We start from the raw sequence: 14,398 nt of genomic DNA, 5'->3' as shown, positions 1-14,398 counted from the left end.
GCATTACTGCTTGCTGGCGACCGTCAGCTCGTAGAGCTCGGCGTAGTAGTCGCCGATCAGCTCGACGAAGGTGGTCAGGTCGGCGTACGCCTTGCGCGGGCTGCCGAACACCTCGACGGCCCGGGAGACCGTACGGAACATCAGCTCGTCGTGGTCGTGCGACTCGTCGAACTCGATGTGCGTCTGGGTGCCCTGGACGAACTCCCGGCCGAAGTCCTGGGCCGCCTTGGCGGTGATGGTGGGGTTGTACCGGTCCGAGTACCACTCGACGAACCAGTCCCAGACCGTGGTCGGCGCGGGGCCGCGGGTGTCGGCCTCCAGCCGCAGGTAGCCCATGAGCTTCTTGGTGGACGGGAAGACCTCGGTCTCCTCCAATTCCTCCAGGGTCAGGCCGAACTTGACCAGGTCCCGGGTGAACATGCTCTCGTGCCCGAACTCCTCGGCCAGGTACTTGGCCAGCTTGGCCGCCAGGCTGTCGTCCTTCGAGCCGACCTTGAACAGCGCGTAGGTGTCGACCTCGTTGTTGAGGCGGATCCGCAGCACGGTCTCGGTGATGTGCCGGATGTAGTAGGCCCGGTCCGTCCACTCGCCGGCGTGCAGTTCCCGCATTTTCGGGACCCGCTGGAACTGCTTCTCCATCAGCTCCGCGGCGAGGCTTTCCAGGTGTTCACGATCCAGCGTTTCCACTGCCATCGAATTCTCCTCCGTACAACCGGAAAAATGACCTGAGGACGGGGGGAAATGGATTTCGAACGTCGGACCTGCCGTCCGCGCAGCATGCGGCCGAAATCGGCCGGGCGCTTTCCTGGGCGACCTGGTGGTGTGACCCTGGCGGCCCGCGATGGAATTCCCGTGATCGGCGTCCGTATTCCCCGTCGATAAGACCGTAACAAGCCGGCCGGGGGCCCCGACAGTGCCAATCCCCGATGCTTGGCTCCTTATATGTTCCCGACATGACGGTGGGTGAACGGGGCCGGCCGCCGTCCGGAAAGGCCGAACGCCCGTGCGGCGGCTCGGTGAGCCGGGCACGGGCGCGGGTGGGTGGGTGGTGTCTCAGGCCGCGACGGCGGCGTCGCTCTCGTCGCTGTCCAGCGAGGCGGGCAGCTCCCGCATCCCCCGGATCGGCGAGAGCAGGACGGGCAGCACCGCGAGGAGTTCGCCCGTGACGCCGATCCACATCGCCGGGCGGACGCCGATGGTCTGGCCGAGCACGCCGCCGATGAGGGCGCCGATCGGCATCGAGCCCCAGACCACGAACCGGATGGTCGCGTTCATCCGGCCGAGCAGCGGCTTCGGGGTCACCCGTTGGCGGAAGCTGACCTGGGTGATGTTGAAGATGATCAGCGTGACCCAGCCGAGGCCGTGCAGCGTGATGGCGATCGCGAGCCGCCAGTCCGCCTGGTAGAGCGGCAGAGCGCCGAACCAGCAGAGGGTGCTGACGATCATGCAGATCCAGATCGCCGGGCCCTCGCCGAGCCGGGCCACCACCCGCTCGGTCGCCAGCGCGCCGACGATCCCGCCCAGCGCCGCGGCGCAGAAGACCAGGCCGCACAGGAACGCCGACAGGTGCAGCTTGTCGGCCAGCAGGACCATCAGCAGCGAGATGCCGATCGTGCCGCACAGGTTGGAGATCGCGGCGGTGGTGGCGATGGCGCGCAGGATCCGGTTGCCGAACACGAAGCGCAGGCCCTCGGCGATCTCGGCCCGCAGATTGCTGTCGGGGCGGGGCTCCGGCTTGAGCTCGACCTTGCGGATGCGGGCCAGGAAGAGGGCGGAGAACAGGAAGCTGACCGCGTCGACGGCGATGGCGGCCGGCGCGCTGAGGACGTTGATCACCACCCCGCCCAGGCCCGGGCCGCCGACCTGAGCGACGTTCCGGGTGGCCTCCAGTTTGGCGTTGCCGTCCACCAGTTGCTCCCCGTCCACCAGGGCCGGCAGCAGGCTCTGGTAGGCGACGTCGAAGAACAGGGTGAGCACCGAGGTACCGAAGGTGACCACGTAGAGCTGGAGCAGGCTGAGCTCGTGGAACGCGTAGGCGAGCGGTATCGAGCCGAGCAGCACCGCCCGGCCCAGGTCGCCCACGATCATCACCCGGCGGTGCCGCATCCGGTCCACCCACGCACCGGCCGGCAGACCGATGAGCAGGAAGGCCAGGTACTGGAACATGGTGAGCAGAGCAACCTGGAACGGCGACGCGTGCAGGCCTCTGATGGCGAGGTAGGGAAGGGCGAGCACCGTTACCGCGGAACCGACCTGGCTGATGGAATCGCCGGTCCAGAGTTGCCGGAAGTCGCGGTGGAAAAACAAGCTGGATTTACGCACGAGGGGGAGCATGCGGGAGCTCCTGTGACTTGTCAATGTCAAGACCGCAATCACTGTCCGGGTGGCGTGATTTTCTTCTGCCGGGGGGCTTGGAGGGGGTGAAACCCGGCTTTCGGGCGGGTGGCGGTGCATTCGTTCGCAAAGGGTCCGGTTCGGTGGGTTTTGGGTGTTTCGTCCCCGGAGGGCCTGCCGGGTGCGCAGCCTGGGCATTCTCGCCGGTGAGTCGGTTGACTTCCCGGGGTTCCTGCGGTTCAATCATCCTCGATCGTTTTCGATAATAGTCGTCAACGTCATCATGGAATTCTTAACTGCGGGGGCAGAGAATCCAATGAATAAATATTCGGGTAATTCGATATGTTCGACCGGGCCGCTGCCGGGTCGGACCCTTCGGCATGTCCTGCGGGACCGCCGGCCGTGGCCGCCACCGGGCCCGTCCGGCTCGGGCGCAGCCGGCCGTGCCGCCTGGCGCGTGAGCGCACCTCCGGAGAGCTGACCGCCGCCAGGCCGGTCCGCCGCCGCCCGTCCCGGTGCGGCCGGACGCCTGGCGCAGCCGCCTGCCCGACTGCCTGCCCGACTGCCGGCCCACCTGCCGGCCTGCTCGGGTGCCGCTCAGCCTGCCGCCGCGGCCCGTCCGCGAGCCGGGGCACCGGCACGTCGTGGCCCGGGCCCGGCAGCCCCGGAGAGTCGACGATCCGAGGATCGACGACTCCGACCGAATCCCGAAGTGCTCAGCAAGAGGTTTCCCATGAGCTATTCATTCACCGCACTCCAGGTCGAGCGGATGCTCGGCGACTGGCGCGTGGAGGGCCCCGCGTACTCGCGGCTGGCCGAGGCGTTCGAGGTGATGATCGCCGACGGCCGGCTGCCCGCGGGCGCCCGGCTGCCGGCCGAGCGGACGTTCGCGACCCACTGCGGTCTCAGCAGGAACACCGTGACCGCCGCCTACCGGGTCCTGCGCGAGCAGGGCTACCTGACCAGCGGGCGGGGAGCCGGCTCCTTCGTCCTGCTCCCCGCGACGGAGCAGAAGCACCGCATCCCCAGCTCCTGGGCGGCCGACCAGGAGCGCCAGGACATCGACCTGGCGATCGCCTCGCTCCCGGCGCCCGAGTCCATCCTCGGAGCGGCGACCAGGCGCGCGGCGCTCGACCTCGGCCAGTACTCCCACCTGCCCGGATACGACCTGGTCGGCGCGCCCGAACTGCGCCAGGCGATCGCCGACCGCTACACCGCCCGCGGGCTCCCGACCGGTCCCGAGCAGATCATGGTGTCCGCCGGGGCCGACCACGCACTCGGCCTGGTCATCCGCCTGCTGTCCCGCCCGGGCGACTCGGTGCTGGTCGACAGCCCGACCTACCCCAACGCCCTGGACACGATCCGGGCGCTGCGTCGCCGGCCGCTCACCGTCGGCCTGGGGATGGACGGTTGGGACACCGACGTGCTGGAGGCGGTGCTCCGCCAGGAGAAGCCGGCGCTGGCCTACCTGATGCCCGACTACCACAATCCGACCGGGCTGGTGATGCCGGACGGCGTCCGCGCGGCCGTCGCGGCTGCGGCCCGCGCCTCGTCCACCATCCTCGTGGTGGACGAGGCGACCTGCGAACTCGGCCTGGACGGCGGCTCGTTGCCGCTACCCCTGGCCTCCTGGGCCGCGCCGCGCCAGGTCGTCTCGATCGGCAGCATGAGCAAGACCTGCTGGGCCGGACTGCGGCTGGGCTGGGTGCGCGCGGCCACGCCCGTCATCTCGCGGCTGGTCGACCTGCGCTGCGTCGTCGACACCGGAAACCCCGTGATGACCCAGCTCATCGGCCTGCGGGTGCTCGAGTCCTACGACGAACTCCTGGCGGAGAGACGGGAGATGCTGCTGAGACGACGCCAGGTCCTGGCGGAGTCGCTGGCCCGCCGGATCCCGCAGTGGCGCTACACCATGCCGGACGGCGGGTTCTCCCTCTGGGTGGATCTCGGCGCCCGGCTCAGTTCACCGTTGGCGCTGGCCGCGGCCCGCCGGGGCGTGAAGATCCTCTCGGGCGGCCGGTTCGGCGTCGACGGGACCCTGGAGAACCACATCCGGATCCCGTTCGCCACCGACGAGGAGTCCATCGCCACGGCCTGCGACCGGCTGGCCGGTGCCTGGCGCGAGGTGACCTCCCACCGTCGGGGCCACGCCTGAGCGGGCGGGCGCCGGCCGTGGCCGGCGCCCGAGGTGCGGCGGGCGGCGCTCAGCGCGCGGCGGGCGACGTACCGTCCGTCCGGCGGGCGCCCAGCTTCGAGCGGACCTGGGCGCGCAGCCGGGAGCGGTTGCGGTACATCCGGTGCAGGCGCTGGAGTGCGACGAACTCGTCCATCCGGTCCGCCAGCGTCAGGCGGTACTTGACCCGGAGCGGGGCGCTCAGCGCGCCGACCCGCTCGACGCCGATGGCCCGCACCAGTCGGCTGACGTGCTGCTGGTAGGCCGCGCGGTAGCCCTGGTCGCCGTCCGGCACGGACCAGAAGAACATCGGGATCTCCTCGACCAGGCAGTTCCGGTCGTAGGAACGCAGGTAGTCGGCGAACCTCGACTCCGGCCGGGCGGCCAGCCACTCGCGGACCATCTCCATCGAGCGGACCCGGTCGATCAGGCCCCGGGGGTCGGTCTTCTGCTGCGTGATCGACATGTCGCCGTCCTCGCGCATCCGCCAGTGGTAGATCGGCTCGGAGAGCACGTCCACGCTGGCGGCGAGGTAGTGCAGCGGCACGCTGACCGGGGCGTCCTCGTAGAGGATGCCCTCGGGGTAGAGGATGCCGGCGGCGTCGAAGAAGCTGCGGCGGTACACCTTGTTCCACGCGGTGCGGTCGGTGACCAGCGACGGGATCTCGGTGACGTGGGTCCGCAGGCGGGTCTCCTGGAACGGCTTGCGGTGGGCGTGCGAGGGGAAGTACCCGGTGGACTTGAAGCGCAGCGCGTTGCCGGCCACGAAGTCCGAGCCGGTCTCGTCCAGGGTGTTGATCATCAGCTCGTACGCGCCCGGCGGCAGTGAGTCGTCGCTGTCCACGAAGGCCAGGTACTCGACACCGTCGGCGATGTTCCGCCAGCCGGTGTTGCGGGCCGCCCCGAGGCCCTTGTTCTGCTGCTGGACCAGGCGGAACCGGTCGTCCTTGGCCGCGTACTGCCGGGCGAGCTCGGCGCTGGTGTCGGTCGAGCCGTCGTCGACCATCACGCACTCGAAGTCGCGGAAGGTCTGGGCGGCGATCGAGTCGAGGCACTCCTCCAGATACCGCTCGACGTTGTAGATCGGGACGACGACGGAGAGTCGGAGGGCCATCGGCGGCGCGAGCCTTTCGAGCTGGAGCGAGCTTGAGCAAGCTGGTGCGGGGTGGAGTCAGGGGGTACCGGACCCCAGTTTCGCACGGACCCCGCCCCTGCCCGACCCCGCACCCGGCTCACCCGCGCCGCGCCCGGCTCACTGTCCGTTGTTCACGGTGCTGGTGCCGGTCATGATCACCATGCCGTGGAACGTGCCGTCGCTGATGTTGTTGTGCACCGACATGGATGCCTGCGGCGCCGTGTGCGGAGCGAGCTCGTCCAGCAGCGAGCGGAGCTGGGCCGCCGCCGCCGGGTCGGCGCTCAGGGCCCGGCGCAGCCGGTTGCCCCACTCGGCCTCGGCGGCCGTGGTCGCGCCCGCCCGGTCCTCGGCGGCCAGCAGCTCCTCCCGGGCCAGGTCCAGGTCCTCGCAGACGCTCTCGCTGCGGCGCCCGAACAACGCGGCGAACCGGCCGCGTGCCTCGGTCCACAGCTCGGTCGCCATCAGCCCGACCACCGTGGTCGCCCCCGACGTGGCCAGTGCGACGATCTCCGCCTCCATGACGGTCCCCTTTCGATCCACCTTGCCTGCCACCTGTGACTGACTGTCAGCCTAGTCCAACTCCCTGACAACACAGCGGGGGATTCCCGTTGACGCCGCAGCGGCGGGATTGCCCGCCCGTCCCCTCTTGATCCACTGCCGCCCCGGATGACATCGTCGAGTTGACGGGCCATCAGTTCCGTCGGGGCAGGACAACAGGGGAGATACTCGTGATCGTGGTCACCGGAGCGACCGGCACCGTCGGCTCCAAGGTCGTCGTCGGGCTGCGCGAGCGCGGCGAAGCCGTCCGGGCGCTGGTTCGCAACGTCGGGTCGGTCCCGGCCGAGTGGGACGAGGGGGTGCAGCCGGTCGCCGCCGACTTCGCGGACCCGCTCTCGCTGGACGCCGCGCTGGCCGACGCCGACGCCGTCTACGTCCTGGTGGCGGTCCACCCGGAGATGGAGACGCACGAGCGGAACGTGATCGACGCCGCGGTCCGCACCGGACGGCGTCCGCACGTGGTGCTGCACGCCGCCGCCGGGGTCGAGCAACGGCCGGACGGCGTACGGTTCCTGGCCGCGCACGTGGCCGCGTTCGAGCACCTGGTGGCGAGTGGGCTGCCGTGGACGGTGCTGGCGCCGAACGGCTTCTTCCAGAACTTCCTGGGCATGGCGGAGTCGGCGCGGGCCGGTCGGCTGGCGGTCCCGGGCGGCCAGGGCTCGGTGTCCTACGTCGACGCCCGGGACGTCGCGGCCGCCGCCGTCACCGTGCTCGGCACGGACGGCCACCAGGGCGCCGTCTACACCCTGACCGGTCCGGCGGCGCTCTCCCACGCGGAGCTCGCCGAGCAGCTCGGCGCCGTCGTAGGGCGCACGGTGGAGTACGTCGCGGTGGAGCCGGAGGCGGCCCTCGCGGGGATGCTCGGCGCGGGCTGGGACGGCTGGCGGGCGGCGGGCATGGTCGAGCTGTACGGGCTCTACGCCTCCGGCCACGCCGCCGCCGTCAGCCCGGACGTCGAGAAGCTGACCGGCCGGCCCGCGCGCTCCTTCGCCGAGTTCGCCGCCGAGCACGCGGAGGTCCTGCACGGCGGGTGAGACGGCCGTGTCGGGGGGCCGGTCGATCTCAGCCGTCGATCTCGCGCAGCCGGAAGTCCTCGACGGTCTCGCGGCGGATCAGCAGGCGGGCCCGGCCGTCCCGCACGGCGACCAGAGCCGGCCGGCCGACCAGGTTGTAGCAGGAGGCCATCGAGAGCTGGTAGGCACCGGCGGTGGGGACCGCGAGCAGGTCACCCGCCCGCAGGTCGACCGGCAGCTCGGCGCCCCGGACCAGGGTGTCCCCGGCCTCGCAGTGCCGGCCGACCACGTCGACCGGCCGGGTCGGCGCGGTGGAGGCGCGGCCGATCAGGCGGACCGAGTAGCGCGCGTCGTACAGCGCCGGGCGCGGGTTGTCGCTCATGCCGCCGTCGACGGCGGCGAAGAAGTGCCCGCCCACGGTGTGCTTGACGGTGAGCACCCGGTAGACCGCCACGCCCGCGGGGGCGGTGACCGCGCGGCCCGGCTCGACCAGCAGGCGGGGCGTGTCCAGGCCGCGCCGCGCGCACTGCTCGGCCAGCCGGGCCGGCACGCGGGCGGCGAACTCGGCCAGGTCGAGCCCGGGTTCGCCGGGGGTGTACGGGACGCCGTGGCCGCCGCCGAGGTCGACTTCGGGCAGCTGGACGCCGTGCCGGTCGCGGATCGCCGCGAGCAGCTCGACCAACCGGTCGACCGCGGTGAGGTACGGGTCGACGGAGGCGATCTGCGAGCCGAGGTGGCAGTGCAGGCCTGCCAGCACCAGGCCGGGCTGTTCGAGCACCCGGCGGACCGCCTCGGCGGCCTCGCCGCCGGGCGCCCCCGCGCCGTCCTGCCACCCTGCGCCGGCCGGCTCTCCCCGGCCGCTCGGGCCGCCCTCCAGCGCGAAGCCGAACTTCTGGCCGACGACGCCGGTGCGGACGGCCTCGTGGTGACCGGCGGACACCCCTGGGACGACCCGCACCAGCACGCGCTGCGGGGCGTCCGGCGTGCTGAGCGAGGCCAGCCGGGGGATCTCGGCCAGATTGTCGAGGACGATCCGGCCCACCCGCAGCCGCCGGGCCAGCCGCAGCTCCTCGGGACTCTTGGCGTTGCCGTGCAGCAGGATCCGCTCGGGCGGGAAGCCCGCGGCCGTCGCCAGCCGCAACTCGCCCTCGGAGCAGACGTCGAGCCCGAGGCCCTCCTCGGCGACCCAGCCGGCCAGCGCGCTGGAGAGGAACGCCTTGGCGGCGTAGAACACCTCCGCGTGCGGCAGGGCCGCGCGGTAGGCGCGGCAGCGGGCGCGGACCTCCGCCTCGTCCAGGACGTACAGCGGCGTGCCGAAGCGGTCGGCGGCCTCGGCCAGGCCCACGCCGCCGATCTCCAACTCGCCGTGCCGGGCGAGCCGGGCCGACGCGGGCCAGGGGCTGCCGGGGGAGGCGGGGGCGACCGGCTGCTGAACGGCGGGGAGCGGGTGGGTGAGGGTCATCAGCGGGTCGCTCCTTCGTACGCACTGCGGGGTTGTTCCGGGTCCGAGGGGAACGTCTCCGACGCTAGGCCCGGCCACACCGGGGGGCCCGCATTCCTGACGCCTCGTTGACTGTCCGGGCGCTCGCGCTGACACGGCCTTGACGCCGCCGGCCGCCACCCGCGCCGTCCCGCGCCGCCCCTCGTCGTCGTCAGGGGTGCGTTCGGATCACCGCGCCGCTCGTCAGGAGGGCGTCAAGAACGCGTGCGGGCCGTCCGCCAGGGCTTCTGCTGGGGGCAGTCGCACCGCGCGCAGGAGCACCGGAAGCAGGAGGAGGGGCCGTCATGGACTCGGGCAGACGCGCTGGACAGTGCCGTGTGGTGGTCGGGGTCAGCGGATCGCTCGGCAGCCTCGCCGCCCTGCACCGGGCCGTCGCCGAGGCCCGCCGGACCGACGCCGAGGTGCTGGCCGTCCTCGCCTGGCTCCCGGTCGGCGGCGAGTACGGCCACCGCCGCGCGCCCTGCCCGCCGCTGATGGCGGTCTGGCGCGAGGCCGCCGCGGCCCGACTGAACGTGGCGCTGGACGACGCCTTCGGCGGCGCGCCCACCGGTGTGCGGCTCTCCACCGTGCTGATCCGCGGCGACAGCGGTCCGGCCCTGGTGCAGACCGCGGACCGGGACGGCGACCTGCTGGTGGTCGGGTCGGGCAGCGGGAGCATGCTGGCCCGGGGGCTGCGCCGCTCGGTGTCGGCGTACTGCGTCAAGCATGCCGACTGCCCGGTCCTCGCCGTCCCGAAGCCGCCCCTGCACCGCGAGTTGACCGCGTTCCGGCGCCGTCGCCTCCTGCACCTGCCGACCGAACCGGCCCCGAGCCGCTGACGCCGGATCGCTGACGCCGGACCCTCTGACCAGCGACGCGGGGCGGTGTCAAGCCCGCGTCAGGATGGGCCCCGACGGCGTAACCCACGCGTCAAGGCAGGGAGCGGCCGGGGCGAATCGGGGCTCCACTGGTGCTGACGGCACTCCTGGCTCCTGAAAGAGAGCGAACGACGATGAGCATCGACACCCACCCGGTCGTCCGGACCAACGGCTCGCCCACGAGCCCTCCCGCCGCGGCCCCGGCGCCCCGGCCGCGCGTGTTCGCCCACCCGCGCCCGGCCGCCCCCGCCTTCGCCGCCCCCGCCTTCGCAGCCCCCGGCGCCTCGGCTCCATCCGAGGAGGAGCGCCGGGTGCCGGGGGCCAACTGCCGGATCGCGATGGGCTACCTGGACTGACCGGGCGGCTACCCGGCGCCCCAGCGGATCGCGGCGGCGCCCGCGTAGTCGCCGGCGTGGGCGAAGCCGCCCAGCACCACCAGGTCGCCCTCCTTGACCCGCCCCGAGCGCAGCGCGCGGTCCAGGGTGATCGGGATGGCCGCGCCGAACAGGTTGCCGCAGCTGTCGAAGGTGTCGGCGTGCCGCTCCGGCGGGAGTCCCAGTGCCTGGCGCCAGTTGTGCAGGAAGGTGCGGTTGGGCTGGTTGGTGACGAGCAGGTCGATCGCGTCGGCGGGCACGTCGAGCCGTCGGCACAGGTCCGTGACGACCTCCGGCACCAGGCGGTTGCCACGCTCCAGGACCTTGGCCACACCGGACTCGGTGAAGCCGATCCGCAACTGGGACTCGCCGGGCTCCCAGTACCGGCGGCCGTCGTCGAGCACGGCGGTCATGTCGCCGCCGTAGTCGACGATATGACGGGTCAGCACATCCAGCACCGGGGAGGACGCCGACGTGGTCAGGTATCCGACCCCGCAGCCGTCCCCGGGGATCGCCGCCTGCGCGAGCCGGCGCACCTCGGACTGGGTGAACAGCTGCCCCGCCGAGCTCTGCGCGTTGCAGATCAGCGCGCTCCTGGCGTCGGTGGTGGTGAGGATCTGCCGGGCCAGTTCGAGCATGTGGACGAAGGAGGCACAGCCGGCGTTGGCCACGTCGACCAGCCAGCGCGGCCGCAGGCCCAGCCGGCGCGCCACCTCCGTCCCGGCGCCCACGAACGGCGTGTCCGGCAGCTGGCTGTGCACCAGCAGGACGTCCACGGCCCGGATCTCGTCCCGCCCGTGCCGCTCGATCAGCGGCGCGACCGCGCGCTCGACGAGGTCCGTGTTGGTCTCGCCCGGGGCGACGTGGTGGCGCAGCGGGGGCACCTTGAACATCGGGTTGTCGCGCAGCCGGTCCTCCGCGCCGGGGTACTCGGTGTAGAACGAGGCCGGGACCGGCTCGCCGGGCAGGTAGCCGGCGACGTCGACCAGGCTGACCGTGGTCCCCGTCACCGCGTCACCGCCGCAGCCTTCGCCTCCGCCGCAGCCTTCGCCTCCGCCTCCGCCGCCCGCTGCGCCGCGTGGTGCTCCAGGATCGCCTTGAGGTTCGCCATCTCCACGGTGTGGCCGGCGTAGAAGAGGTCCCAGTAGTCGCCCACCCAGGGCCGGTCGGGGCGCGGCGTCAGCTCGGGGTGCGGGTTGGCGTCGTAGTACGGGTGGCGGCAGTTGGTCCAGGTGATCACCGAGCCCGGCTTGCCGAGCACCAGCTGGGCCGGGACCACGCGCATCAGGTAGACCATCCACAGCTCGTCGCCCTGGTCCCAGGAGCAGTGGAAGTCCACCGTCATGGCCGCGTCGTTGCTCTCCACCCGACAGAAGATCCGGGTGCCCTCCTCCAGCCGGTCGTCGCCGACCCAGAGCCCGGCGGTGTCGGTGGGGAGGAAGTCGCGCAGGCTGAACGTCCACTCCTCCAGGTGCTGGCCCTGCCGGAGGTAGGCGTAGGCCTGCTCCGGCGGGCAGTCCACGTACTCCTGGATGGTGCAGTAGCGACCGTAGACCTCCTGGTGCGGATAGGCGGGCCGGGTCAGCTCGGCGCAGCGGGCCATCAGCTGCTCGAGCCCGGTGTTCTCCACCCGGGTCAGGCCGGGAATCTCAACCGACGTGGACTGCTGCGCGCTCATGGGCGCTCTCCTCAGTTCGGGGCAGGAAGGGAAGGAAGGGCGGTATCTCGGCGGGGTCGAAATCGATCGTGACGAAGGCGGGCCCGCCGCCCGCGTTGGTGCGCGACAGCGCCGCGCGCAGCTGCGCACCGTCCTCGGCCCGGGTCACGTCCAGGCCGGGGAACATCGCCGCCACACCCGCGCCGAGGTCGGCCGGGCGGAACAGGTTGCTGGGGTGCGGGGCGCCCAGGAAGACCTGCTCACGGGTGGCACACATGGCGTGGGCGTTGTTGTTGAAGATCACGAAGGTGACGGGCGCGTCCTGTTCGACCGCCGTGTGCACCTCCATGCCGTGCATGAAGAACGCCCCGTCGCCGGCGATCACGTAGCTGCGCCGCCCGGTGGCGAGCGCCGCGCCGATCCCGGCACCGAAGGTGTAGCCCATGCCGCCCATGCCGACGGCCACCACGAAGCGTCCGCCGCGCGGTGCGGGCAGCAGGTGGATCGCGCTGGCCCCGGCGTTGCCCGCGTCCACGAAGACGTGGGCGTCCGGCGGCAGCGCGGCTTCGACCGCGGCCACCGCCGCCGGGTAGGAGATGCTCCCCGTTCCGCTGCGGGGGGTCGGCAGCGGGGTGGGTCCGGCGTGGTCGGGGGTGGGACGCGACCCGGGCTCCAGCCCGGCGGTCAGCGTCCGCAGGGCCTCGCGCAGCTCCCCGGGCAGCCAGAGCCCGGGGACGAACGGCGGCTCGGGGTCCAGGCAGACCACCGGGGTGCCGGCCAGCGCCGGGTCCAGGCCCGCGCGGGCCATCAGCGGCAGCCGGGTGCCCACCAGCAGGCAGGCGTCGGCCCGTTCCAGGCAGTGCTGGACGTTCTGGTGCCCCATCACCCCGGCCACTCCCGCGAACCGGGCATGGTGGTTGTCGAACACGTCCTTGGCATCCGGGGTGACCGCCACCCAGGCGCCGAGCCGCTCCGCCAGTTCGGCGAGCTCCGCCCGCGCGTCGGCCGAGGCGACGCCCTCCCCGGCGACGACCAGGACCCGCCGCGCGCCGCGCAGCACGTCCACCGCCCTTTCCCGGAGCCGGGGTTCGGCGTGCGGAACGGGGACAGCCGACGTCGGCGCCGGCTCCCGGAGGTCGACCAGCGCCTGCTGGACGTCCTTGGGCAGCAGCAGTACCGCCGGCCCCCGCAGCTCGCCCTGGGCCGCCGCGACCGCCTGGGCCAGCAACTCGGGTATCGCGTCCGGGTCCTCGACCCGGACGCAGAACCGGCTCACCGGCGCGAACAGTTCCCGCGCGTCGAAGGAGCCGCCCAGGCCGCTGGTGTCCTGGAACGCCCCGCGGCCCTCCAGCGCGGTGGGCGGCTGCCCGACGAAGGCCAGCAGCGGCACCCGCGAGGCGTACGCCTCGGCCAGCCCCGGCAGCAGGTTCACCGCCCCGGCCCCCGAGGTGACCGCGACGACGCCCAGCCGCCCGGTGGTCCGGGCCTGCCCGTCGGCCATGGTGGCGGCGGAGAACTCGTGCTTGGCCACCACTGTGCGGATCACGTCGGTGGCATGCAGGGCGTCGTACAGGTCCTCGATGTTCGCACCGCCGACGCCGAACACGTGCCGGACACCGGATCTGGCCAACTCCCGTGCCAGATAGTCGACAAGCCGGACCTTGGCAGTCATGCGGAGCTCCTGTCCCGGTGGTCGGGTGCCAGCAGGAGGCCCGACGGTGAGAGGGTCTGGAATCGCTGGCGGTACTCGTTCGGTGTCAGTTCCAGGGCCCGGCCGAAGGAGCGGAAGAACGTCTCCGGCGCCGGGAACCCGCAGCGGCGGGCGATCTGGCCGACCGGCAGGTCGGTGGTCTCCAGCAGCTTGCGGGCCCGGGCGATCCGCATCTGCTCGATGTACTGGCCCGGTGGCGTGCCCACCTCGCGGCGGAACACCCGGGCGAAGTTGCGCAGGCTCATGCTGGCGCGCTCGGCGATCTCGGGAAGCGGTAGCGGCTGTTCCAGGTGTTCGAGGATCCACTCCTGCGCCGCGCGGATCGGTGCCCGGTCGGCGAGTTGGGCCTCCAGGATCGCGCTGAACTGCGACTGCCCGCCGTTGCGCTTGAAGAAGAGCACCAGGAAGCGGGCCACCTCCAGGGCGAACGCCGCGCCGTGGTCGGCCTCCACCAGGGACAGCGCCATGTCGATGCCGGTGGAGACGCCGGCGGAGGTGACGAACCGGCCGTCCCAGACGAAGATCGGCTCGCGGTCCACCGTCACGTCCGGGTAGCGCTCGGCCATCTCGGCGCAGTAGGCCCAGTGCGTGGTGGCGCGGCGCCCGTCGAGCAGGCCCGCCTCGGCGAGCAGGAACGCGCCCCCGCACACCGAGGCGACCCGGCGCGAGCGGGCCGCGGCCCGGCCGATCCAGCCGACCAGCTCACGGTCGGCCAGCGCCTCCCTGAGGCTCCACCCGCCGGGGACGATCAGGGTGTCGATCGGGCCGTCCCCCGCCGCCAGCGGCTCGGCCGCCACCACCATGCCCGAGCAGGTCCGCACGAGCGGCGCGTCGGCCGACACGAACTCGATCAGGTAGCGGACACCCGTCGGCGCGAGCTGCCGGTTCACGGTGTCGAACACCTCGATCGGGCCCGCTATGTCCAGTGCCTGGGCACCGGAGTAGATCACCACCACCACACGTCGCTGATGCACGGTCACAGCCTGTATCCGGCGGGTGGTGGCGGCAATGACGGGCTAGTGACGAATTCGGCCACCGGCGGGAGCCAGTGATCATGGAATAGCTACTGACCAGTAGGGATGACG

The 14,398-nt window shown here is 72.3% G+C and carries 13 protein-coding genes; 4 read left to right on the top strand and 9 right to left on the bottom strand.

All coding sequences use genetic code 11. The features are described 5' to 3' along the window. Nucleotides 1-3 precede the first annotated feature (3 nt). Together BS80_RS32625 and BS80_RS32620 are read right to left on the bottom strand one after the other, a co-directional pair. A complete protein-coding gene (locus BS80_RS32625; protein WP_051967504.1) occupies nucleotides 4-693 on the bottom strand; it encodes an iron-containing redox enzyme family protein in 690 nt (229 codons plus the stop codon). A gap of 360 nt (nucleotides 694-1,053) precedes the next feature. After that, on the bottom strand, nucleotides 1,054-2,334 hold the full coding sequence (locus BS80_RS32620; RefSeq protein ID WP_035804909.1) for an MFS transporter: 1,281 nt from the start codon (nucleotides 2,332-2,334) through the stop codon (nucleotides 1,054-1,056). Between the two features lie 733 nt (nucleotides 2,335-3,067). On the opposite strand from BS80_RS32620, the gene yczR reads away from it, so the two are divergent. Next, nucleotides 3,068-4,489 (top strand): MocR-like transcription factor YczR, encoded by a 1,422-nt coding sequence (gene yczR / locus BS80_RS32615; protein ID WP_035804907.1) that lies wholly within the window; start codon nucleotides 3,068-3,070, stop codon nucleotides 4,487-4,489. Between the two features lie 49 nt (nucleotides 4,490-4,538). Here the strand turns inward: yczR and BS80_RS32610 are convergent, their stop codons facing one another. Both BS80_RS32610 and BS80_RS32605 read right to left on the bottom strand, forming a co-directional pair. Beyond that, nucleotides 4,539-5,621 carry a glycosyltransferase family 2 protein gene (locus tag BS80_RS32610; RefSeq protein WP_035804905.1) on the bottom strand — a complete coding sequence of 361 codons (1,083 nt, stop codon included), beginning with the start codon at nucleotides 5,619-5,621 and terminating at the stop codon, nucleotides 4,539-4,541. A gap of 138 nt (nucleotides 5,622-5,759) precedes the next feature. Continuing rightward, nucleotides 5,760-6,161: a hypothetical protein gene (locus BS80_RS32605; RefSeq protein ID WP_035804903.1), complete on the bottom strand. Its 402-nt coding sequence runs from the start codon at nucleotides 6,159-6,161 to the stop codon at nucleotides 5,760-5,762. Nucleotides 6,162-6,370: 209 nt separating this feature from the next. On the opposite strand from BS80_RS32605, the gene BS80_RS32600 reads away from it, so the two are divergent. Next, nucleotides 6,371-7,234, top strand: coding sequence for an NAD(P)H-binding protein (locus BS80_RS32600; protein WP_051967503.1), 864 nt, complete (start codon nucleotides 6,371-6,373; stop codon nucleotides 7,232-7,234). A gap of 28 nt (nucleotides 7,235-7,262) precedes the next feature. On the opposite strand, the gene BS80_RS32595 is transcribed toward BS80_RS32600, so the two are convergent. Beyond that, nucleotides 7,263-8,675, bottom strand: coding sequence for a diaminopimelate decarboxylase family protein (locus BS80_RS32595; protein ID WP_035804902.1), 1,413 nt, complete (start codon nucleotides 8,673-8,675; stop codon nucleotides 7,263-7,265). 323 nt (nucleotides 8,676-8,998) lie between these two features. On the opposite strand from BS80_RS32595, the gene BS80_RS32590 reads away from it, so the two are divergent. Both BS80_RS32590 and BS80_RS32585 read left to right on the top strand, forming a co-directional pair. After that, nucleotides 8,999-9,532, top strand: a complete 534-nt coding sequence (locus BS80_RS32590) for a universal stress protein (protein WP_035804900.1) — start codon at nucleotides 8,999-9,001, stop codon at nucleotides 9,530-9,532. 173 nt (nucleotides 9,533-9,705) lie between these two features. After that, nucleotides 9,706-9,927 carry a hypothetical protein gene (locus BS80_RS32585; protein ID WP_035804898.1) on the top strand — a complete coding sequence of 74 codons (222 nt, stop codon included), beginning with the start codon at nucleotides 9,706-9,708 and terminating at the stop codon, nucleotides 9,925-9,927. Nucleotides 9,928-9,935: 8 nt separating this feature from the next. Here BS80_RS32585 and BS80_RS32580 read toward each other — a convergent pair whose 3' ends face one another. From BS80_RS32580 to BS80_RS32565, 4 genes are read right to left on the bottom strand one after another with little or no spacing between them, the layout of a single operon-like run. Beyond that, nucleotides 9,936-10,955 carry a 3-oxoacyl-ACP synthase III family protein gene (locus BS80_RS32580; protein WP_035804896.1) on the bottom strand — a complete coding sequence of 340 codons (1,020 nt, stop codon included), beginning with the start codon at nucleotides 10,953-10,955 and terminating at the stop codon, nucleotides 9,936-9,938. After that, on the bottom strand, nucleotides 10,952-11,623 hold the full coding sequence (locus tag BS80_RS32575; RefSeq protein ID WP_232246739.1) for an SRPBCC family protein: 672 nt from the start codon (nucleotides 11,621-11,623) through the stop codon (nucleotides 10,952-10,954). The genes BS80_RS32580 and BS80_RS32575 overlap by 4 nt, the downstream gene beginning before the upstream one ends. Continuing rightward, nucleotides 11,595-13,274: a thiamine pyrophosphate-binding protein gene (locus BS80_RS32570; RefSeq protein WP_035804894.1), complete on the bottom strand. Its 1,680-nt coding sequence runs from the start codon at nucleotides 13,272-13,274 to the stop codon at nucleotides 11,595-11,597. The genes BS80_RS32575 and BS80_RS32570 overlap by 29 nt, the downstream gene beginning before the upstream one ends. Then, entirely contained in the window at nucleotides 13,271-14,287 is a 1,017-nt protein-coding gene (locus BS80_RS32565; RefSeq protein ID WP_232246738.1) for a GlxA family transcriptional regulator, read from the bottom strand. The genes BS80_RS32570 and BS80_RS32565 overlap by 4 nt, the downstream gene beginning before the upstream one ends. Between the last annotated feature and the right edge of the window lie 111 nt (nucleotides 14,288-14,398).

The sequence above is a fragment of the Kitasatospora mediocidica KCTC 9733 genome, from assembly GCF_000744225.1.
GTDB lineage: Bacteria > Actinomycetota > Actinomycetes > Streptomycetales > Streptomycetaceae > Kitasatospora > Kitasatospora mediocidica.
This window is presented reverse-complemented; position numbering and strand designations above follow the sequence as displayed.

What these genes read in the sequence shown, in the direction of transcription:
- BS80_RS32625 (WP_051967504.1), bottom strand. Translation starts at nt 693, where the DNA reads ATGGCAGTGGAAACGCTGGATCGTGAACACCTGGAAAGCCTCGCCGCG.
- BS80_RS32620 (WP_035804909.1), bottom strand. Translation starts at nt 2,334, where the DNA reads ATGCTCCCCCTCGTGCGTAAATCCAGCTTGTTTTTCCACCGCGACTTC.
- yczR (WP_035804907.1), top strand. Translation starts at nt 3,068, where the DNA reads ATGAGCTATTCATTCACCGCACTCCAGGTCGAGCGGATGCTCGGCGAC.
- BS80_RS32610 (WP_035804905.1), bottom strand. Translation starts at nt 5,621, where the DNA reads ATGGCCCTCCGACTCTCCGTCGTCGTCCCGATCTACAACGTCGAGCGG.
- BS80_RS32605 (WP_035804903.1), bottom strand. Translation starts at nt 6,161, where the DNA reads ATGGAGGCGGAGATCGTCGCACTGGCCACGTCGGGGGCGACCACGGTG.
- BS80_RS32595 (WP_035804902.1), bottom strand. Translation starts at nt 8,675, where the DNA reads ATGACCCTCACCCACCCGCTCCCCGCCGTTCAGCAGCCGGTCGCCCCC.
- BS80_RS32590 (WP_035804900.1), top strand. Translation starts at nt 8,999, where the DNA reads ATGGACTCGGGCAGACGCGCTGGACAGTGCCGTGTGGTGGTCGGGGTC.
- BS80_RS32585 (WP_035804898.1), top strand. Translation starts at nt 9,706, where the DNA reads ATGAGCATCGACACCCACCCGGTCGTCCGGACCAACGGCTCGCCCACG.
- BS80_RS32575 (WP_232246739.1), bottom strand. Translation starts at nt 11,623, where the DNA reads ATGAGCGCGCAGCAGTCCACGTCGGTTGAGATTCCCGGCCTGACCCGG.
- BS80_RS32570 (WP_035804894.1), bottom strand. Translation starts at nt 13,274, where the DNA reads ATGACTGCCAAGGTCCGGCTTGTCGACTATCTGGCACGGGAGTTGGCC.